Origin of the sequence: Pseudoxanthomonas sp. z9, assembly GCF_006542425.1 — a bacterium.
Lineage (GTDB): Bacteria > Pseudomonadota > Gammaproteobacteria > Xanthomonadales > Xanthomonadaceae > Pseudoxanthomonas_A.
In genome coordinates, this window is sequence record NZ_VFID01000002.1 from 305,089 (window position 1) to 325,920 (window position 20,832).

The 20,832-nt window shown below is 68.4% G+C and carries 18 protein-coding genes; 14 read left to right on the plus strand and 4 right to left on the minus strand.

Features of this window, described 5'->3' with window-relative positions:
- Position 1 precedes the first annotated feature (1 nt).
- The 11 genes from FG323_RS02325 (at position 2) to FG323_RS02375 (ending at position 12,575) form a co-directional block, all read left to right on the plus strand.
- Entirely contained in the window at positions 2-1,411 is a 1,410-nt protein-coding gene (locus tag FG323_RS02325; RefSeq protein ID WP_141452818.1) for an asparagine synthase-related protein, read from the plus strand.
- Positions 1,412-1,413: 2 nt separating this feature from the next.
- A complete protein-coding gene (locus FG323_RS02330; RefSeq protein ID WP_181444059.1) occupies positions 1,414-2,499 on the plus strand; it encodes a right-handed parallel beta-helix repeat-containing protein in 1,086 nt (361 codons plus the stop codon).
- A gap of 417 nt (positions 2,500-2,916) precedes the next feature.
- A complete protein-coding gene (locus tag FG323_RS02335; protein ID WP_181444060.1) occupies positions 2,917-4,047 on the plus strand; it encodes a right-handed parallel beta-helix repeat-containing protein in 1,131 nt (376 codons plus the stop codon).
- A gap of 179 nt (positions 4,048-4,226) precedes the next feature.
- The gene (locus FG323_RS02340; protein ID WP_141452821.1) at positions 4,227-5,387 is read left to right on the plus strand and encodes a glycosyltransferase family 4 protein; all 1,161 of its coding nucleotides are present in this window, start codon (positions 4,227-4,229) and stop codon (positions 5,385-5,387) included.
- A gap of 17 nt (positions 5,388-5,404) precedes the next feature.
- A complete protein-coding gene (locus FG323_RS02345) occupies positions 5,405-6,685 on the plus strand; it encodes a polysaccharide biosynthesis C-terminal domain-containing protein (RefSeq protein ID WP_181444061.1) in 1,281 nt (426 codons plus the stop codon).
- Positions 6,685-7,833: a polysaccharide pyruvyl transferase family protein gene (locus FG323_RS02350; protein ID WP_141452823.1), complete on the plus strand. Its 1,149-nt coding sequence runs from the start codon at positions 6,685-6,687 to the stop codon at positions 7,831-7,833. The genes FG323_RS02345 and FG323_RS02350 overlap by 1 nt, the downstream gene beginning before the upstream one ends.
- Entirely contained in the window at positions 7,830-8,672 is an 843-nt protein-coding gene (locus tag FG323_RS02355; protein ID WP_181444062.1) for a glycosyltransferase family A protein, read from the plus strand. The genes FG323_RS02350 and FG323_RS02355 overlap by 4 nt, the downstream gene beginning before the upstream one ends.
- Complete coding sequence (locus FG323_RS02360) at positions 8,669-9,727, plus strand: EpsG family protein (protein WP_141452825.1); 1,059 nt, start codon at positions 8,669-8,671, stop codon at positions 9,725-9,727. Before FG323_RS02355 ends, FG323_RS02360 begins: the two co-directional genes overlap by 4 nt.
- The gene (locus FG323_RS02365; RefSeq protein ID WP_141452826.1) at positions 9,724-10,491 is read left to right on the plus strand and encodes a YdcF family protein; all 768 of its coding nucleotides are present in this window, start codon (positions 9,724-9,726) and stop codon (positions 10,489-10,491) included. The genes FG323_RS02360 and FG323_RS02365 overlap by 4 nt, the downstream gene beginning before the upstream one ends.
- 170 nt (positions 10,492-10,661) lie before the next feature.
- The gene (locus FG323_RS02370; protein ID WP_255469975.1) at positions 10,662-11,741 is read left to right on the plus strand and encodes a polysaccharide biosynthesis/export family protein; all 1,080 of its coding nucleotides are present in this window, start codon (positions 10,662-10,664) and stop codon (positions 11,739-11,741) included.
- 462 nt (positions 11,742-12,203) lie between these two features.
- Positions 12,204-12,575, plus strand: a complete 372-nt coding sequence (locus tag FG323_RS02375; RefSeq protein ID WP_141452827.1) for a hypothetical protein — start codon at positions 12,204-12,206, stop codon at positions 12,573-12,575.
- A 42-nt stretch (positions 12,576-12,617) separates the two neighbouring features.
- Here FG323_RS02375 and FG323_RS02380 read toward each other — a convergent pair whose 3' ends face one another.
- Positions 12,618-13,460 carry a type 1 glutamine amidotransferase domain-containing protein gene (locus tag FG323_RS02380; protein WP_141452828.1) on the minus strand — a complete coding sequence of 281 codons (843 nt, stop codon included), beginning with the start codon at positions 13,458-13,460 and terminating at the stop codon, positions 12,618-12,620.
- 112 nt (positions 13,461-13,572) lie between these two features.
- Between FG323_RS02380 and FG323_RS02385 the strand changes: the two genes are divergently transcribed.
- Positions 13,573-14,487, plus strand: a complete 915-nt coding sequence (locus FG323_RS02385) for a LysR family transcriptional regulator (RefSeq protein WP_141452829.1) — start codon at positions 13,573-13,575, stop codon at positions 14,485-14,487.
- Between the two features lie 30 nt (positions 14,488-14,517).
- Here the strand turns inward: FG323_RS02385 and FG323_RS02390 are convergent, their stop codons facing one another.
- Together FG323_RS02390 and FG323_RS02395 are read right to left on the minus strand one after the other, a co-directional pair.
- Positions 14,518-15,051 carry a VOC family protein gene (locus FG323_RS02390; RefSeq protein ID WP_141452830.1) on the minus strand — a complete coding sequence of 178 codons (534 nt, stop codon included), beginning with the start codon at positions 15,049-15,051 and terminating at the stop codon, positions 14,518-14,520.
- Positions 15,052-15,119: 68 nt separating this feature from the next.
- Complete coding sequence (locus tag FG323_RS02395; protein ID WP_141452831.1) at positions 15,120-16,352, minus strand: glycosyltransferase; 1,233 nt, start codon at positions 16,350-16,352, stop codon at positions 15,120-15,122.
- 100 nt (positions 16,353-16,452) lie between these two features.
- On the opposite strand from FG323_RS02395, the gene FG323_RS02400 reads away from it, so the two are divergent.
- A complete protein-coding gene (locus tag FG323_RS02400) occupies positions 16,453-17,064 on the plus strand; it encodes a TetR/AcrR family transcriptional regulator (protein ID WP_141452832.1) in 612 nt (203 codons plus the stop codon).
- Positions 17,065-17,085: 21 nt separating this feature from the next.
- Here the strand turns inward: FG323_RS02400 and FG323_RS02405 are convergent, their stop codons facing one another.
- Positions 17,086-18,972 carry a sigma-54-dependent Fis family transcriptional regulator gene (locus tag FG323_RS02405; protein WP_141452833.1) on the minus strand — a complete coding sequence of 629 codons (1,887 nt, stop codon included), beginning with the start codon at positions 18,970-18,972 and terminating at the stop codon, positions 17,086-17,088.
- Positions 18,973-19,207: 235 nt separating this feature from the next.
- On the opposite strand from FG323_RS02405, the gene adh reads away from it, so the two are divergent.
- Positions 19,208-20,737, plus strand: a complete 1,530-nt coding sequence (gene adh, locus FG323_RS02410) for an aldehyde dehydrogenase (protein WP_141452834.1) — start codon at positions 19,208-19,210, stop codon at positions 20,735-20,737.
- Positions 20,738-20,832 lie beyond the last annotated feature (95 nt).

A 20,832-nucleotide genomic window follows, 5' to 3' on the forward strand; every position in this document is an offset into this window, starting at 1 on the left:
CATGCAGATCACGATGTCCCCGTACTACGGGAAGCCCGACTTTTCTCCGCTGTCGGAGCCCAATGCGCAGCGCATCGACCCGGTGTCGGTGGCGGACCTGCTGCGCAACGCGTTCGTCTATCCGCCGCATTCCATCTACGAGGGCATCAAGCTGGTCACCTTCGGTTTCTCGCCGGACCAGGACATGCACACCGCGCCACGGTTCCGCTTCAAGTTCCGCAATGCCGGCGAAGTGCCGGAGGTGGCGCGCCACCCGCAGGACTGGATCGCGGTCTACCACCGCAAGCTGTGCGAGGCGATCGAGCGGTCCTGCGCCGGGATGGCGTCCCCGTGGCTGCTGCAGAGCGGTGGCAAGGATTCGACCACGCTGGCGATCGCGCTGGCGGATGCACGTCCCGACGCGACCTGCATCACCTATCTGGGCGGACGCGAGGAGAACGAGGTCGAATCGGCGCGGCAGGTGGCGCGGCGGCTCGGCCTGCGCCACGAATCACTGATCTGTGATCCCGGCCGCGCCTATGACCGCTATCTGGCCCTGGCCGGGCGGATGCCGCTGCTGACCGCCGACTTCGCGTTGCTCTCCTATGCGGACCTGGGCACGGAAGTGCGGGCGCGCGGCGGCGATGGCGTGATCGACGGGCTGGGCGCGGACAGCTATTTCGGTACGCCGGTCGATCGCCAGCATCACCTGCTGGGCAAGCTGGCGCGCGGGGTGCGCCTGCCGGTGGATGTCACCGCCTTGCCCGGCGTGGATCGCAGTTTCGAAGCGTGCTTCCTGCTGGGCACCCTGCAGATGACCCCGATCGAGCGGGTGTTTCCGGGTTCGCGCTTCAGCGACGCGGAAGTGGACGCGTTGTTCGGGCATCCGATATCGCGGCGCTCGCGGGCGCGGGTGACCCTGTTCCAGGAGGAAATCGCCACCGCCACCAGCGCCTGGGAATGGCGCGACATGTCGATGTCGATCGCCGGTTCGGCCGGTGCCTTCGCCAAGGGCCTGTACACGGCGCATGCGCTGGGACTGGACGCGGCCTATCCGTTCTGCGACCACGACCTGCGCGAATGGATCCATCGCGAGGTACCGCGCCGGCAGAAGGTCGATCCGGAGACCGGGGTCAACAAGATGCTGATCCGGCGCCACATCGCGACCCGCTTCGCGGAACTGCCGTACGTGCAGCGCAAGGGCAGTTTCCGTTTCGATCTGTGCGGGCTGGCCGCGCAGCGTTTCGACCAGGTGCACGGCTTCGCCCGCGACCTCTCGGATCTGCTGCCGGGCGCGGTGCCCTGGCTGGAACGCAACCGGCGCCGGCTCGACAACAAGTATCACGCGTCCAAGTTCTACCTGCTGGCGATCGTGCTGCCCTGGCTGGCCGCGCGCGGCGTGTCGACGGCCGCGCGGGAGCAGGCCGCCTGACGATGGACCGCCAGCGGCGCCGTTGCCTGCACGGCCTGGTCGCGGGCGCGGCGCTTGGCGCTCTGCCCGCCGTCGGCGCCCGGCCGTCGGCGCCTGGAAGCGGCGCGCGCCTGGACGTGCGTGAATTCGGCGCGCGCGGCGACGGGCAGGGCGACGACACCCGGGCATTCCAGGCCGCCATCGACGCGCTGCCGGATGCCGGCGGCACCGTGGTCGTCCCCGCCGGCAACTATCCGATCAATCCGCTGCGCAGCCTGCGCCTGCGCAGCCGCATGCATTTCTCGATGGCGGCCGATACCCGCCTGGTCGCGATGAGCAACGCCGCGCCACGCGCCTACGTATTGCTGCTGCAACAGATCGAGGATGTGGAGGTGTCGGGCGGGCGCATCATCGGCGACCGCGAGCGTCACCTGGGCACTACGGGGGAATGGGGACACGGAATCATGGTGCGCGGGTCCAGCCGGATCCGCCTGCACGACCTGTACATCACCCGATGCTGGGGGGATGGCATCTCGGTGGGCGGCCTGTCCCGGGTTCGCGGTTCGCCACCGTTGCCCAGCCGCGACGTGCTGATCCAGGACGTGGTCTGCCAGGGCAACCGCCGCCAGGGGCTTACCATCGGCCGTTCCCGCCACGTACGGGTGCTGCGTTCGTCATTCCTCGACACCGGCGGGGTGCTGCCGGGCTGCGGCATCGACGTCGAGCCCGACCCGGGAGGCGACGCGCGCGACGTGCTGATCGAGGACTGCCTGGTGCAGGGCAACCAGGGCGCGGGCATCCAGCTGTACGAGCGTGTCCACGACGTCACCGTCCGTCGCTGCCGGATCCTGTCCAACCGTGGCGACGGCCTGCACCTGCGCGCTGCCACCGGCGGCCTGATCGAGGGCAACGAAATCCGTGGCAACGGCCTGCGCGGCATCACCGTCCGCGCGCGCAGCAGCGGTTTCCGCCTGCGCGACAATCAGCTGCGTGGCAATGCCGCCCAGGTGGCGAAGCGCTCCGGCAAGGAAGCCGGCTGGATGAACCTCGACGTCGCCCGCGGCGCCTCGTCCATCCAGATAGACCCCAGCAGCCGCCCAGGCCGCTGAAACCACCAAGCCACACCTTTGTAGGAGCGACGTAAGTCGCGACCGAACGGGTCAATTTCTGGGTTATGCATCGGGTCGCGACTCACGTCGCTCCTACAGGGTCGAAATTTCAGAGGTGGCAATCAGAACCGCGCGACAAGCGGACTCGACCATGGATTCCGGTAGAGAAAACACCGCGTTTTGCCGCAGAAAATGAATCCTTCCGCAAGCAGTTATTGAGCCGTTTCACAGATACGCGATCTGCTCGCGCACGGCGACCAAAACTTCCCTATATTCCCCATCGGCCACGGTTATCTTCCTGGCCAATTCCTCTTGTTTTCCTATTACCGGGCCATTTGGCCCGCAGGGGTCATGGCTGTGAAAAACAATGCACTCGTGCACGACGTGCGCGAGGCAGGGACGCCTCGGCGCGAATTCTTGCGCAAATCCTTGTTGCTGGCGCTGCCGGCGGCACTCTACACGACGGGGATTCCCAAGGTACTGGCCGCGGTCTACGTGCCGCCGACCCGCACGCGCGGCAGCACCACGCTCAACGTCAAGAACTGGGGCGCCCGTGGCGATGGCGCCAGCGACGACACCACCGCGTTCCAGTACGCCATCGACGCGCTGCCCTCGAGCGGCGGCACGGTGGTGGTGCCGGCGGGCGATTACGTCATCGATCCCACCCGCAATGTCCGCCTGCGCAGCAACATGCACCTGCTGTTGCAGGACGGCGCCCGCCTGCGCGCCAAGCGCAACGACAAGGAACGGGCCTACGTGCTGATGGCCTACAAGGTCAGCAACGTGGAGATTTCCGGCGGCCAGATCATCGGCGATCGCGAAACCCACCTGGGTACGACCGGGGAGTGGGGCCACGGCATCATGATCCGCGGCTCGTCCAAGATCACGATACGCGACATCCACGTCTCCAAATGCTGGGGCGACGGCATCTCGATCGGCGGCGCGATGGTCACCAACGCCCCGACCATCCCCTGCAGCGACGTGGTCATCGCCAACGTGGTCTGCACCGGCAACCGCCGCCAGGGCCTGACCATCGGCCATGCGCTGGGGGTCAAGGTGTATGACAGCGAATTCAGCGATTGCAACGGCATCGCGCCGGCGTGTGGCATCGATATCGAGCCGGACGTGGGCGACCTGCGCACCACCTCCACCGTGCACATCGAGAACTGCCATATCCACGGCAACGCCGGCAACGGCATCCTGGTGTACAAGCGGGTGAAGGGCGTCACCATCAAGCGCTGCACCATCGAATACAACGGCGGGCACGGCATCCTGACCATCGGTCCGGACAGCGGCTACATCGCCCAGAACACCATCCGCCACAACTATCTGGTCGGCATGATGTTCGGCAGCGGAACCCGCAACTACCAGTACAGCGGAAACATCTCGCGCAACAACAACACCCGCCTGCACGGCGTCCAAAAGACCGTCTATCCGCTGACCTACCTGACCGGATTCGTCGACGGCAACAAGGGCAACGGCGCGCATGTGGCGCGGGTCAGCGACGTCTACGACATCCGGGTGACCAGCAACGGCTACGCCAAGTAGTCGGACAGGCAAGTGAACTGGCGCTCAGCAGGATGACGAGCGCGTGCAGAGGCGGCCTCCGGGCCGCCTTTTTTCTGCCCGTTTGTTGGGCAATTCGCCGATTTGGTGGTGAGCGCGTGAACGGTTTTGCGGGCTCGACTTTCTAGAATCACGTCGACGCTTTCCCCCACGGCGCCTGCATGAAGTTCATCCTGTTCGCGAATACAGACTGGTACCTCTACAACTTCCGACTCTCCACCGCTTTGCAACTGCGCTCCATGGGCATGGAGGTGGTGATGGTGTCGCCACCGGGCGAGTTCGGCCATCGCTTCGAGCAGCACGGCATCCGCTGGCGGCCATTGCCGATGGAACGTTCCAGCCTCAATCCCTGGCGCGAGGCCGGCACCCTGGCCCGGCTGGTCGGCGTGCTGCGCGAGGAGCGCCCGGATCTGCTGCACAGCTTCACCCTCAAATGCGCCGTGTACGGCGCGCTGGCGGCACGCGCGGCCGGCGTGCCGGCGGTGGTGAACGCGGTCACCGGCCTGGGTTACGTCTTTTCCAGCGATCGTGCCAAGGCGCGCATGTTGCGACCGCTGGTGTCGCTGCTGATGCGCGGTGCGCTGGGCGGCGAGCATTCGCGGGTGATCCTGCAGAATCCGGACGACGCGCAGGCCTTCGCCGACGCGCGCCTGGCGCCGCCGCACAACATCCGCCTGATCCGCGGATCCGGCGTGGATCTCAGCCGCTTCCTGCTGCGCGATGCCGAAGGCGGCGCGCGGCGCCCGCTGCGGGTGCTGCTGGCCGCGCGCCTGCTGCGCGAGAAGGGCGTGTGCGAATACGCGGCCGCCGCGGAGCGCCTCCGCGCACAGGGCCGCGAGGTCCGGTTCCTGCTCGCCGGCATGCCGGATCCGGGCAACCCGCATTCGGTGCCCGCGGCCGAAGTCGAGGCCTGGCACGCGCAGGGCACGCTGGAGTGGCTGGGCCATGTCGAGGACATGCCGGCGCTGCTGCGTTCGGTCGATGTCATGGCGCTGCCCAGCTACTACCGCGAAGGCGTGCCGAAGAGCCTGATCGAGGCCGGCGCCTGCGGCATCGCGCTGGTGACCACCAACCTGCCGGGGTGCCGCGAGGTGGTGAGCCGCGATGGCGAGGACGGCCTGCACGTGCAACCGCGCAGCGCCGATTCGCTGGCGCGGGTGATTGCGCGCCTGGACGACGATCGTGATCTGCTGCGGCGGCTGGGCGAACGCGCCCGCGCCCGCGCGCTCGCCGATTTCGACGAGAAGGTGGTCATCCGCAAGACCTGCGAGGTCTATGGCGAGCTGGTGCCGTTGCGGTTGCAGGGAGCGATGGCCGGATGATGAACCGGATCCTGCCCATGCCGCTGCGTCCCGCCCTGAACGCCTTGTCCCTGTTGTGGCTCGCCACCGCCGCCGGGGCGGTGGCGGTGTTCGTCACGCAGACCCTGTTGGCACGCCGGTTCGGTCCGGCCGAGTACGGCCTGTTCGCCTCCTCGCTCGCCACCATCACCCTGGTCGCGCCGCTGGCCGGCTTCGGGCTGTCGCAGTTCCGGCTAAAGGTGTTCGGTACCGAGGGCTGGCAGGCCCAGCGCTGGCGGCGCGCCTCCGAGCGCTTCATCGTCGCCAGCACCACGCTGGCGCTGGTCGGCATGGCCGCGTGGGCGGAGTGGGGACCGCCGGTGGATGCACGCACCCGGCAACTGCTGTGGCTGCTGCTGCCGGTGATTGTCGGACTGCTGGCGGTCGAGCAGATCGGCAGCAAGCTGCGCCTGGAGGAGCGTCATGGCGCACTGGCCGCGTGGCAATTGTGGATGCCGCTGGGCCGCCTGCTGGTGGCGGCGTACGCGCTGGCCTGGTCCGGCATGCGCATCGAAATGGTCGCGCTGGGCTACAGCGCGGTCGCGGTGCTGGCGGTGTTCGCGGCGATGCCGCAATGGCGGTCGATGGCACGCGGCGACTGGGCACTGCGCGGCCACGGCGCACAGGATGCGGCCGCATTGCAGGTGCGTCCGCCGGGCGTGCGCCAGTTGTGCGTGCAGGCGTGGCCGTACGGGATGGCGGCGGTGTTGTACCCGGTGTTCTTCCAGATCGGCACGGTGCTGCTGAAGTACCTCGCCGGGGACGCGGCCGCCGGTCATTTCGGCATCGCGCTGGCGGTGATGACCGCGATCTACCTGTTCCCGGCCACGGTCTACCAGAAGTTCCTGCTGTCCAAGCTGCATCGCTGGGCGGTGCATGACCGCCCGCGGTTCCGCCAGGCCTATCGCTGGGGCACCGTGGCCATGCTGGCCAGCGGCATCGTCGGCGGCGTCGTGCTGGCGTTCGCCGCGCCGCTGGCCACGCAGGTGTTTGGCGCCGGCTATCGCACGGTGGTGCCGCTGCTGCAGGTGCTTGCGCTGTGCGTGCCGCTGCGCTTCCTGTCCACCGCGGTCGGCTCGGTGCTGCTCACCGAGGGTCACATGCGCTACCGGGTCTACGCGATGGCGCTGGCCGCTTTGGCGGCGGTGCTGCTGAACCTGGCGCTGATTCCCGCCTTCGCCGAAATGGGTGCGGCGATTGCCACCGTCATCGCCGAGGCGTTGCTGCTGGGCCTGATGTATCGGGGCGCTCGCCGGGTCGACGCACTGGAGCTGGACTGATGGACAAGCCCCGCGTCGCTTTCACCGGCTACTACGGAATGCGCAATTTCGGCGACGACCTGTTCGGCGTGATCTGCACGCGCGCGGCCGAGCGCTACTGGAACGCCTCGCCGCGCCTGGTCGGCCCACCACTGGCCGGCATGACCGGCGTCAGCACCGTGCCCGCGTTCTATCCGCTCGACTGGTACGGGGCGGGCGGAGCGCTGGGCAAGGGCAGCCGCCTGCTCAGTTTCGCCAGCGCCACCGTCGGATCGGATGTGCTGGTGATGGGCGGAGGTTCCGTGATCACCGCGCGCGAATCGTTCCGCAAGCCGATGATGCAGACGGCACGTCGCCATCGCGGCCTGAAGCTGTCGGCGATCGGCGTCTCGATCGGTCCTTTCGCGAACGCCGAGCAGGAAGCGGCGGCGGCGTCCTTCCTGGACCGCTTCAGCTACCTGTCGGTGCGGGATCGCCGCTCGCACGAATGGATCCAGCGCATGGGCCTGTCCGCGCATGCGCACGCCGGCTGCGATCTGGCCGTGCTGTTGCCGCGGCTGGTGTCGATGCCGGTGCGCGCGCAACCCGAACCCGGCGCGCCCCTGCGGGTAGGCGTGGCGCCGTGCCGGTACGCGGAAGGTGGCGCGCATGGCGCGCCGGCGATGCGCGCCTGGGAGGATGCGTTCGTCGCGACCCTCCTGGCCGAGTCGCGCGTGCGGCGACTGGTGGTGGACGTGTTCAGCCTCAACGAGCACCCGCGCCACGGCGACGGCGAACTGGCCGAAGCGATCGCACGGCGCCTGCGCGAAGGCGGCGTCGCGGTCGAGGTGCTGCGCTACACCCAGCCGGATCCGCTGGCGATGGTGGCCGCGATCGGCCGCTGTGACGCGATGGTGAGCGCGCGCCTGCACGGCGCCATCGTCTCGTGGCTGTGCGGGGTTCCGTTCGCGATCGTCGACTACCACCGCAAATGCCGCGATTTCGCCGACGACATCGGCCTGCCGCAGCGGCGGCGCATCACCACCGCGCAGGGATATCCGTTCAGCGACGTGATCGCCACCTTGCTGCGCGAACGCCAGCCGGAGTGCTCTTCACCCGCCCTGTACGCCGACCAGGCCGAAGACATATTCAAATGCGCACCATGGGCGCTGGAGCACGCACACGCATGAAGCCGCACCTTCCGCCGGATCCCTCCACCGCACCGGTCAGCGTGGTGATTCCCTGTTACCGGTGCGCCGGCACGATTGCCGCGTCGGTGGCCTCGGTGGCGGCGCAGACCCGGCGCCCGGTGGAAGTCATCCTGGTCGACGACGCCAGCGGAGACGGCACCCTGGACGCCCTGCACGCGCTGGCCGAACTGTATCCGCCGGGCTGGGTGGTGGTGGTGGCCGCGCCCGTCAACGGCGGGCCGTCGCGCGCGCGCAACCTGGGATGGGAACGCGCCAGCCAGCCGTACGTCGCCTTCCTCGATGCCGACGATACCTGGGTGCCGGAGAAAATCGCCTTGCAGATGGACGTGCTGGAAGCAGACCCGGGCCTGGCCCTGATCGCGCACCGGATGGCGGTGCGCGAGCGCGGCGCCGGATTGCTGCCATTGCGCCCGCCGGTGCGCGTGACCGCGATCGGCCGCCGCCGCTTCCTGCTCAACAATCCGTTCCCGACCGCGTCGGTGGTGCTGCGCCGCGATCTGCCGTTCCGCTTCAACGAACGCTTCCGCCGGGTCGAGGATTTCCTGTTGTGGGCGGAGATCGGCTTCTCCGGCTACCGCTGCGCCAAGCTCAACCAGGTGCTCGCGTACTGGCACAAACCGACCTTCGGCGCGGGCGGCCTGACCGCGGATCTGGACGCGATGCATCGCGCCGGCAAGGAAGTCCGGCATGAGCTGCTGCGCAAGGGACTGGTCACTCCGGCCGAGCACTGGTTCGCGCGCAGCATCGGGCTGGTCCGGCGCACCCGCCGGCGCCTGCTGCTGGCGATGCGTTCTCGCCAGACTGGAATCGCCTCATGAACACCATCCAGGCCCGCTACCTGCAGACCAGCCACCGCAGCCAGGGCGAGGCGATGGCGCGCTGGTGGCTGGGCATGATCCTGCTGGGCGGCGTGGCCCTGTTCGCGTGCTGGCTGGTCGGCACGCGTCCGCTGGATATCGGCAGCGACACCGAAACCTACGCCGGCTTCTTCGAGAACCTGGTGCAGGGCATGCCGGAAACCCGGCTGGAGCCCGGCTTCGTCTACCTGAGCTATGCCCTGTACAAGTTGGGACTCGGCGTCACCGGTTACCAGTTCACGCTGTTCGGCCTGCTGCTGGTGATGGTCGCGCTGGCGGTCCGCCGCTACCGGTTCTACCTGGAAACGCCGGTGAGCTGGCAGACCCTGCTGTGCGCCTCGCTGATGCTGCTGTTCATCTCGCCGATGTTCACCAACGCCTCGATCAACGCGATCCGCCAGGGCCTGGCGGCGCCGCTGGTGTTCGTGGCCCTGCTCGGTTTCCACCGCCGGCGGTGGGGCACGTTCGCGCTGGCCGGCGCGCTCGCGGCCAGCCTGCACCTGTCGTCCGCCATGTACCTGGCCTGCGCGCCCGCGCTGCTGCTGAGCACGCGCTGGCTGCGCGTGGTCGCGGCCGGTGCATTCCTCGCCTACGTCTCCGGGCTTTCGATGCTGGCGGTGCGCGCCGGCGCGCCCGGTTTCTATGACGTGGTGATGGAATACACCGCCAATCCGCTGTACCGGTCCGGCGTGCGCATCGACTTCGCCGTGTTCACCATCTTCTGGTACCTGCTGCCGCATTTCCTCGCGCCGCTGGTGCAGGCGCAATGGCGCCAGCGCATCCTCGACAGCACCTCGGTCTATCTGGTGATGTCGCTGCCGTTCTTCCTGATCGGCTGGGGCTTCTTCTCCAATCGCTACCTGCTGCCGGCCTGGCTGGCGGTGTCGATGATCCTGGCGGCGGTGCTCTGCCACGCGCGGTTCGCGCCGCTGCGCAATCCGCTGCTGATCCGGGTCGGCCTGCTGGCTTCGTGCGGGGTGTTCTACATCTACGTCAGCCGCGGAATCGTCATATGAGTGGAGGCGCGGCGTCGATGCTCCGGGAGTTCGCGGTTTCACTGACCTATCCACCCACGCTCACCCTGTCGCTGCTGGTGCTGGCGGCGTTGTTGTGGTGGTGGCGTCGTCGCCGGATTGGCGCGGGCGTGGCGATTGCGGCGGTGCTGTGGTCGGCGCTGTGGTCGTTTCCGTTCGCTTCCGACACCCTGCGCGGACTGCTGGAATTCCGCTACCCGGTGGTCGAGGATCCGTCCGACCTGCCACGCGCGGACGCCATCGTGGTGCTTGGCGGCGGCAGCCACTACGCCTGGTTGGAACGGCCGGACGTCCGCCCCGAGCAACTGCGCTACAGCCGCCTGGCCGCCGGCGCACGCGCCTGGCAGGCCGGGCGCGCGCCGATCGTCATCCTCAGCGGAGGCGGCGAGGGCGACACCACCGAGGCCCGCCGCATGGCGCGGGCGATCGAGCGCCTCGGCGTGCCGCGTTCGGCGCTGGTGCTGGAGGAACGCAGCCGCAATACCCGCGACAATGCGCGCTACAGCCTGCCACTGGCCGGCAGCGAACACCCGCGCCTGTTGCTGGTGACCTCCACCCTGCACATGCCGCGCGCGGCCCTGCTGTTCGAACAGGCGGGCGCCCGGGTCATGCCGGTACCCGTGCCCGAGGGCCGGGCGCCGCGCAGCTGGTGGCGCTACTGGTTGCCCTCGCAGCGCGCCCTGTGGCGCAGCGGTCGTGCATTCAAGGAAATCGTCGCGCTCACCGCCGCCCATCTGCATTTGTGAAGCCGACGTCGGTGAACAGGGATGCGCGCGACCGTCCGGCGCATCGCGCACCTGCGTTCATCCGCCATTGTCCTGCCGCCGCCGTTCTTTTCACGCCGCGCTTGACACCATGCGTGAGCGGACACGGCCATGCCGGGTCGCGCATCGTTTCCGCTGACAGAGGTGTGCGAGTGAAATCCCTATCCACTTCGTTGTTGCTGGCAGCGCTGCTGGCCGGTTGCGCGGGCCAGCACATGACCCATAGCGGTCCCGCCAGCGGCGGCACCGTCGAAGGCAGCGATGCCCGCATGGTCGCGATCACGCCCGAGCTGGTCGCCGCGCCACGCCAGGCGGTCACGCTGCCCCCCGAACTTGCCGGCTACAAGCCCGAGATCTACCGCATCCAGCCCGGCGACACGATCCTGGTCACGGTCTGGGATCACCCGGAACTGACCACCCCCGCGGGCAACCAGCAGCAGGCTGTCACCAACGGCCGCCTGGTCCAGCCGGACGGCACGTTCTTCTATCCGTACGCGGGCAAGATGAACGTCAAGGGCATGACCATCGAAGATCTGCGCAGCAGTCTGTCCACGCGCCTGGGACAATATCTGCGTTCACCGCAGATCGACGTCAACGTGGTCGGCCATGGTGGACGCGTCGCCATGCAGGGCGCCTTCGTCGACACCTCGCCGCAGGAATTCACCACCGTGCCATTGACCCTGGCGCAGGCGGTCGGCAAGGCGCGCATCAACGTGGAGGAAGCGGATCTGGCCGGCTTCGTGCTGACCCGCGACGGGCATGACTATCCGCTGGATCTGGATGCGTTGAATCGCGACGGAAAGGTCGCCGCCGACGTCTACCTCAAGCCCGGCGATCGCCTGTACCTGCCGTTCAACGATCGCAAGGAAGTCTATGTGGTCGGCGAGGTGATGCGCCCGCAGGCGATCAACTTCAAGACCACCGACATGAGCCTGACCCAGGCGCTCGGTCGCACCGGCGGGTTGAATCCGACCACCGCCAAGGGCAGCGCGGTCTACGTGATTCGCGGCATGGAGGATCTGCAGCGCGAACCGGCCACCGTTTATCACCTGGACGCCGGTTCGCCCGCGGCCTTCGCATTGGCGGATCGCTTCCCGCTGCGCGCCGGCGACGTGGTGTGGGTGGGCCCGGCCGGCGTGACCCGCTGGAATCGCTTCCTGACCCAGTTGCTGCCGCTGTCGGGCATCATCAGCAACGCCGCGTCGGCGCAGTACGACTTCGATCGCAATTGATGGGGCGACCGGGTCGCGCCGCGTGACGCGGCCGGCCCGGGAAAGCGGATGAGGGCGTTGTCCGCATCAAAAACAAAGGCGACGGCCGTTTCCGACCGTCGCCTTTGCTCATGTGCCCTGCGAAAGGCTCCTGTGGAGAACCGAAGGGTCATCCAGACGATCGACCGGCCCTTTGTCCACCGGGCGAGAAGCGGTTTGCCCGGCGTGGGTTCTCCTGTGGCTGCCGATGGTCCGTGGGTCCGGAAACTGCGGAAAACGAACCCCGCTGAATGTCGGCGTGACCGGCGTATCGTCAAAGGAGGGTGTGCCGGTGCCACGCGCCCACCATGCCTTCGGGAATGGCAAGAGCGGGTGGAGCCGGTGTGGCGAAAGCGTTATCGGCCGGCGCTGTTCAGGGCGCATTTGACGATATGAATACAGGCGGCGTGATATTCCTGTCGCTCGTCACGGGAGGCTAGGCACATGGGTTCGATCCATCCCCCAGCGCGCCGCTGGTATCGCTGCGAAGTCGTCGATGTCCAGGCCGAATTGAGGTACTGGAAACTGGAATACGTGTCCCACGACTTCCATGAACCGGGCACGTCGTTCTCGCGCTACGAGCCGGTGCTCAGGTTCGCCTACGACGCCTATCTGCGCCATCACGCGCAACCGCTGGCCGACGTCATCGATGTCCTCCACCACAAGTACGTCGAGACCTTCGACAGCTGGAGCATGCTGCCGTGGCCGCGCGCCGAGGCCGTCCTGCGCGAAGTCTGGCTGCGCATGGGCGCGCCGCTGGAAAGCCTGCGGGTCACGCCGCCGCTCGAACGCGACTCGCGCCTGCGCCTGCATTGATCCGGAAACGCGATCGAAGCGTTTCCCGGATCCACCGCACCTTCACTTCAGTCGTTCGAGCACCGCGTTGGCCACGCCGATCGCGGACGCCGGATTCTGGCCGGTGACGAGTTCGCGATCGATCACCACATTGGCGGCCCAGGGTGAAGTGTTGCCGACGTGGTGCGCACCGGCCGTTTCCAGCGCGGTTTGCGGATAGAACTTCATCTCGCCACCGCCCAGCGCGCCCTTGGCCTGTTCCTCCTCCTGGTTGCTGATCACCGTGAACCGGTAACCGGCATAGATCCAGTCGGCCGGTGCCGCCGGCTTGCCGCCCGCTTCCAGCGCGCCGATGAAGGCGCCGTTGCCGGACAGGGTGGACAGCAACGCGATCGGACCGTGGCAGACCAGCGCGGTGGTCTTGCCGCGGCCGTGGAAGTCCGCCAGCAGGCGGCCCATCGCCGGCGAGGCCAGCAGATCCTGCATGGGCGCATGGCCGCCGGGCACGTACACCGCGTCGAACTGGCCGTAGCCCATCTGTTCGATCCGGGCCAGGCTCAGTACCGGCGATTGCGCCGGCCGGGTCAGGGCCAATCGGTCGAGCAGATCCTGATGCGCCTTTAGCGCACCGGCGTCGCCGCCGAAGTACATCGGGTCCAGCGAGCCCCGATCGACCGTCGGCGCCACGCCGGACGGGGTGGCGAAGGTCACCTGGTGGCCCGCGTCCAGGAACAGCTTGACCGGCTGCATCAGCTCGTTGAGGTAGAAGCCGGTCGGGAAGACCCGGCCGTCCTTGAGATCCAGGTGGTCCGCATCGGACAGCACGACTAGGACATGGGCCGCGTCGGCATGGGCGGCGGGGAGCGCCAGCGCGAGGGCGGCGGCCAGTACTTTGAGTGATTTCATGGCGTGTTCCTTGAGAATTCGCCGGCTTGGCGGAAGTGGCCGCCACTCTATTTCGTGCCCAAACCGGGATAAACTCGCTCGCTGGCAATTTATTTTTCCTTTCGAGGCAAAGATGGCGCGCCGGTTCGATCACCTGGGTGACGCGGAGGTCTTCGTGATCGTGGTCGAGCAGGGCTCGCTGACCGCGGCCGCGGTCGCCCTGGGCACCACGCCGTCGGTCATCAGCCGCGCCATCGCGCGGCTGGAAAACCGCCTGGGCAACCAGTTGCTGCGGCGAACCACGCGCAGGTTGGGATTGACCGAGGCCGGCCAGCTGTACCTGGAGCAGGCGCGCGCCGCGTTCGCGCTGTTCGACGAAGCCGAACGCACGGTGCAGGGCAGGGCGGGCACGCTGGCCGGACGCGTGCGGCTGAGCGTGCCCACCACCTATGGGCATTACCGGCTGCCGGAAAAGCTGGCGCGCTTTTCGCGCGAGCATCCGCAGGTGCGCATCGAACTCAACATCTCCAACCGCAATGTCGATCTGGTGGCCGAAGGCTTCGATCTGGCGGTGCGGCTGGGCGCGTTGCCCGACAGCGGACTGGCCGCGCGCCGGCTGGAGGATGCCGCGTTGTGCGTGGTCGCGTCACCCGACTACCTGCGCCGCGCCGGCACGCCGACCCGCAGGGAACAACTGGCCGACCACGCCTGCATTCCGTTCGTGATGCCCAGCAGCGGGCGCATCGCCCCCTGGCTGTTCCGCGAAGACGGACGCGACCTCGAATGGACGCCGCCGGATCGGCTGGCCGTATCGGACGACGTACTGGGCGTGGTTTCGCTGGCCAGTGGCGGTGCCGGCATCTGCCAGACCTACGATTTCATCGCCGACGGCCATCTTCGCGAGGGCCGCCTGGTCGAGGTGCTGCCGCAACTGCGTGGACGCTCGCGTCCGTTCTCCCTCATCTACGCACCGCATCGTCGCTTGTCGGCGGCGTCGCGCGCCCTGATCGACAGCCTGTCGGAGAATGGTGAACCGGCCACGGGCTGATTCGGCGCGGCCGTTGCAGCGAGCGGCCACTCAACGCGCCGCCGGCGCGTGGCGCTCCCAATAGCCGTCTTGCGGCGGAATCTGCTGGACCACATCCACGCTTACGCCGGCGGGATCCCGGGTCATGAAGCGCCGCTGGCCCCACGGTTCATCGGTAAGCGGATGCAGAATCGGCGCGCCTTCCCGACGAAGCTTGTCGTACAGCAGCGACGCATCCGCCACCTCGACGGTCAGCAGCATGCCTTCGCCATTGAAGACCTCGGGTCCCGGCGGGCGGGAAGGATGATCCGGGGTCATGAACGCCAGGGTGGCGCCACGACCGTCGCCATCGGCGGGACCGGACAGATAGACGAACCAGTTGGCTTCGAACAGGACCTGGAATCCGAAATGCCGCACATGGAAATCACGCGCGGCGGTCATCGCCGGTGTGGTGATGAGCGGATACAGGTCGCGCACGCGTACTGTCGGAGGCGGGGTATCCGGCTGTTCGCGTGCGGGCGCCGCACCGGGCAGCGACAGCGCGCCGGCCAGCAGCAGGAAGGGGAGGATTCGGGAGATTGGCATCGGGCGTTCCTCGTCGCATGGGAAGAAGGCCGACGCCTTTCGTCGCCGGCGCCGCCACGATGCCTGGCTCAGATTGACAGCAGTTGCTCGATTGCGCGCACCGCGACCCGCGCGCCATCCTCGGCCCGCATGCGCTGGCCGAGTTCGGTCGCGCGCGCACGGGTGTCCGCGCGCTCGGCGAATGCGACGGCCCGCGCCAGCGCGGAGGCGTCCAGGCGTTTTCCATTCACCGGCTGGCCGGACACGCCGAGTTGGCGCAGCCGATCCGCCCAGAACGGCTGATCGCCGGCGAACGGCACCACCACCGAGGGCACGCCGGCGCGGGTGGCCGAATGACTGGTGCCCGAGCCACCGTGATGGACCACCAGCGAGGTGCGCGGGAACAACCAGTCGTGCGGCGTCTCGTCGACGATGAAGAAGTTGTCCGGCAGCGCGTCGCGCGCCACGCCGCTCCAGCCGGGCTGGAACAGGGCGCGCCGGCCTGCGACGGCGTCGACCATCGCCCGCACCAGCCGGGGCCGATCGAAACCGGCCATGCTGCCGAAGCCGAGGTAAAGCGGCCGCTCGCCCGCGTCGAGCCAGCGCTCCAGCGCGGGCGGTGGTGTCCACGCCGGCGCCGGCAGCGTCCATTGGCCACAGACCCGCGCATTGTCCGGCCAGTCCGCCGGTTGCGGCAGCAGGGTGGGGGACACGCCATACAGCATGGGGTGTTCGGTCCACACCCGCTTTCTCGCCGGCAGCGCCAGTACGCGCGCGCGCGCCTCGTTGGTGCTGCTGCGGAAAGCGCGCCAAAGCAGCGCGTTGACGAGGCGATGGCTGGATGCGTTCAACGCGCGCGGCACGGGGAGCGACGCCAGGAACGGCGAGGCGAAGTCGCCGGTGGGCGTGATCGGAATCAGGCCCGCACCGATGGCCGGAATGTCCAGCGCCTCGGCAACCGAAAGCCCGGCGAACGCCGCCAGCCCGGAGACGATCAGCGCATCGCATCCCGTCGCCGCATCCCGGATCTCGCCCATCCAGTGCATGACGTTGGCGTTGGCGATATCGGCCAGCGCCCGGGCGGTGCGGTTGAAGCCGCCCTTGCGGTCGACCGCCGTCGCCAGCGCCTGTCCGGGCAACAGCGCACCGCGGATGTCGCCGGACAACGGCGTCGCCGCCAGGCCGGCGGCATGGGCGGAGCCGAGCGTGGCCGCGTCGGCGAGCAGCCGGGTGTCGTGGCCGGCGGCATTCAGCGCCAGGCACAGCGCGGCCAGGGGACGGGTATCGCCTTCGGTACCATAGGTTGCAACCGCGAACTTCATGGGAGTCTCCGGACGCCGGACGACCCGGCGGATGGACAGGAATAAATGTGCACGACGTATACTAATTTACATCGTATATCTGATGTAAGAGGCAGGCCCCATGGATGAAACCGCGGAACCCGGGCGCCGGGCGCGCAAGCGCACGCGGATGCTGGACTTGTTGACCGGCACCGCCGCCCGCCTGTTCGAGCAACAGGGCTACGAGGCGGTGACCATGGAACAGATCGCGGCCGAGGCCGACGTCGCCAAGCGGACGCTGTACAACCACTTCCCGACCAAGGAAGCGCTGCTGGCACGCTGGCTGGACGCCGAACTGGAGAAGGATCTGGCGCACCTGGCCGACAGCATCGCCCGCCGCCGGAGCTTCGCCTCGCGGGCGGCCTGCATCCTCGACGCCTCAGCGGCGTGGTGCAGCGCGCACCCGCAACACCTGATGGCCTATCTGCGCCATCGCTTCACCAGCCTCGGCAACGAGGCGGAGCAGGCGGACATCGGCGATGGCGGCATCGTCGCGCTGTGGCAGCGCCTGATCGCCGCGGCGCAGGAGAGCGGCGAACTGGGCGACAGGTTCCCGCCCGCGCAACTGGCGACCTGGTTCCACCATCTGTACCTGGCCGCGCTGCTGCGCTGGTTGACCGTGCCAGGACTTTCGCTGCAACGCGAGTTCGCCGACGCCGCGCGCCTGTTCGTGGACGGCGCGGCGGCACGCTGAACGTCGCGCCGCCCACGCGCGTCAGTGCCGCTGGCGCGGGTCCCGGCCCAGTTGGCGATACAGGGTGCTGCGGCTGATGCCCAGTTGGCGCGCCGCGCGGGCGACGTTGCCGTCGCAGGCTTCCACCGCCGCGCGCATGGCCGCGCGGGTCATCGAATCCAGCGGTGCGGACGCGGGCGGTGCGACCACGGCGGGCGTATCCATGCGTACCTGCAGGTAGGCGGGCAGGGCATCGATGCCGATCAGGCTGCCGGGTTCGCTCAGTGCGGCAAGGGTGCGCAGGCTCGCCACGAGCTGACGCAGGTTGCCGGGCCAGGCGTAGCGCGCCAGCCGTTCGGCCGCCTCGTCGGACAGCCGGCGTCCCTGGCCGATGCGTTGCCACAGCGAATGCACCAGCCCCTCGCGTCCGGGCTGCTCGCGCAGCGGCGCCAGTTCGACCAGGTGATGGGAAATCCGATAGTAGAGATCGGCCCGGAAGCGACCTTCGGCCACCGCGTCTTCCAGTCGCCGGTGGGTCGCGCAGACCAGGGCGAAATCCAGTTTGACCGGCTTGCCGCCGCCCAGCGGCGACAGTTCGCGATCCTGCAGCACGCGCAGCAGGCGCGGTTGCAACGCCAGCGGCATGTCGCCGATTTCGTCCAGGAACAGGATCCCGCCGTCGGCCTGCCGCAGCAGGCCGATGCTGCCGTCCTTGCGCGCGCCGGTGAAGGCGCCGCTCTCGTAGCCGAACAGTTCGGCCTCGATCAGCCCCTCCGGCAGCGCGGCGCAATTGACCGCCACGAAGGGTTTGCCGGCGCGGGCGCTGCGCCGGTGCAGCTCGCGCGAGAACACTTCCTTGCCGGTGCCGGTCTCGCCCAGCACCAGCACCGGAATGCCGGCGTCGAGCACGCGGCAGGCGCGTCCCAGTTCGGCTTCCAGTTTCGCGTTGAACAGCGGTGCGCCCGCTTCGGTTCCCGAACCGGACGCCGACACCGTGATCGGCGACGCCGCGCGGGCGCGCCGCGATCGGGTCGGCCCATCGACGTGTCCGTGCAGCAGGCGGCCGCTGCGATCCTGCAATACGCCGTCGTCGCGCAGGCGCGACAGCGCGCCGTCGAACATCGCCTCGTAGGAGGCGCGCCCGAGATCGCCTCGCTCCAGTCCGAACAGCGCCAGCCCGGCCCGGTTGGCCGCCACCAGCCGCCCGCTGCGGAACGCCAGCAGCCCCTCGCGCGCACTGCCCAGCAGCGCCGGGTTGGCATGCACGCGTAGCAGGTCGGCATCGGTGATGCCTTCGTCGAAGTAGCGGTGTTCGATGTTGGCGACCGCCAACTGCGCCAGGCCGAGCGCGTGCATGGGCGCGACCATGGCGTCTCCGGAAATGTCGAGCACGCCGACCATGCGTCCGTACGGATCGAACACCGGCGCGGCCGAACAGTTGAGGATGCGGTGCGGCGCCGCATAGTGCTCGGCGCCGCGCACCTCGACCGCGCGGGCGTCGGCGATCGCGGTGCCGATCGCGTTCGTGCCCACCCGCGCCTCGTTCCAGCACGCACCCGGCATCAGCGCGACCCGGCCGGCCTTGTCGAGGAATTCGGCGTTGCCCTCGGCGTCGAGGATCCAGCCTTCGGCGTCGGTGAGGATGACGATGCTGCCGGTGTTGGCGGCATCGGCGGCGAGCATTTCGACCTCGGCGCGCGCCAATCGCCAGAGCTGCTCGTGCTGCTCGCGCAGGGTACGCAGGCGGGGCGCGTCGATCGGTTCGATCGCCGGGCGCGCATTCGCCGCCAGGCCCAGGCCCAGGCAGCGCCGCCACGATTGCAGGATGGCCGGCGGCACCTGGCCCACCGGGGTGCGCCCGGCCTCGAAGAAAGCCCGCCGCGCCTGGGCGATGCGTTGTTCGTCGGGTGGGGCGGATGGTCGGGACATGCCGGAAGTCCTCGCGGGCGATGTGTCGCATTTTGCGACAGGAAAACCGCCCGCTGTCCCGATACACAGCACACCCGCGGACACTCCGCAAGCGACACGCTTGTTGCGTTGCCGCAGCGGCAGCGCGGTTTCCTTGCGGAATGGCGGCATGGCGGCGTGGCGCGGCGCAGCAACAAAAGCTGGCACGCGGCCTGCGTTGGACGGGAACCCCAACCGAACAAGCCAGGAGATTCCGATGAACGCCGTCGCCGCCCCCCGTCCACAGGCCGTGGACCCGTCCGCCATCTTCAAGCAGCGCTACGCCAACTTCATCGGCGGGCGCTGGGTGGAACCCCGTTCGGGGCAGTATTTCGACAACACCAGTCCGGTCAACGGCAAGGTGTTCACCCAGGTGCCGCGTTCCAACGCCGACGACATCGAGGCCGCGCTGGACGCCGCGCACGCCGCACGCGAGGCGTGGGGCAAGGCCTCGGTGACCGAACGTGCCAACGTGTTGCTGCGGATTGCCGATCGCATCGAGCAGAACCTGGAACTGCTGGCGCACGCCGAGACCTGGGACAACGGCAAGCCGATCCGGGAAACCCTCAATGCCGACATTCCGCTGTGCGCGGATCATTTCCGCTACTTCGCCGGTGCCATCCGCGCGCAGGAAGGCGGCATCAGCGAAATCGATCACGACACCATCGCCTATCACTTCCACGAGCCGCTGGGGGTGGTGGGGCAGATCATCCCCTGGAACTTCCCGCTGCTGATGGCGTGCTGGAAGCTCGCGCCCGCGCTGGCCGCCGGCAACTGCGTGGTGCTCAAGCCGGCCGAACAGACCCCGGCCAGCATCCTGGTGCTGATGGAGATCATCGGCGACCTGCTGCCGCCGGGCGTGCTCAACGTGGTCAATGGCTTCGGCCTGGAAGCCGGCAAGCCGCTGGCCAGCAGCCCGCGCATAGCCAAGATCGCCTTCACCGGCGAGACCACGACCGGCCGGCTGATCATGCAGTACGCCAGCCAGAACCTGATCCCGGTGACCCTGGAACTGGGCGGCAAGTCGCCCAACATTTTCTTCGCCGACGTCATGGCCGAGGACGACGATTTCCTGGACAAGGCGATCGAGGGCTTCGTGCTGTTCGCCTTCAACCAGGGCGAGGTCTGCACCTGTCCGTCGCGGGCGCTGATCCAGGAATCGATCTACGAGAAGTTCATGGAGCGCGCGCTCAAGCGCGTCGCCGCGATCAAGCAGGGCAATCCGCTGGATCCCAACACGATGGTCGGCGCTCAGGCATCCAGCGAACAACTGGAGAAGATCCTGTCGTACATCGACATCGGCCGGCAGGAAGGCGCCGAAGTGTTGATCGGCGGTGCCCGCAACGAGCAGGGCGGTGATCTGGCCGGCGGCTATTACGTGCAGCCGACGGTGTTCAAGGGCCATAACCGGATGCGCATCTTCCAGGAAGAGATCTTCGGCCCGGTGGTCTCGGTCACCACCTTCAAGGACGAGGCCGAAGCGCTGGCGATCGCCAACGACACCCTGTACGGGCTGGGCGCCGGCGTCTGGAGCCGCGACGCGGCGCGGTTGTACCGGATGGGCCGTGGCATCCAGGCCGGACGGGTGTGGACCAACTGCTACCACGCCTATCCCGCGCACGCGGCCTTCGGCGGCTACAAGCAATCCGGCATCGGCCGCGAGAACCACCGGATGATGCTGGACCACTACCAGCAGACCAAGAACCTGCTGGTCAGCTATTCGCCCAAGGCACTGGGTTTCTTCTGAACCCTCGCGTGGGCGCCTTCCGACCCGCGGCGCCCGCGCGTGTTTTCCGATTGATTGGAATCAACGAGCCGGGGAGGCCACCGCGCTACGGTGGT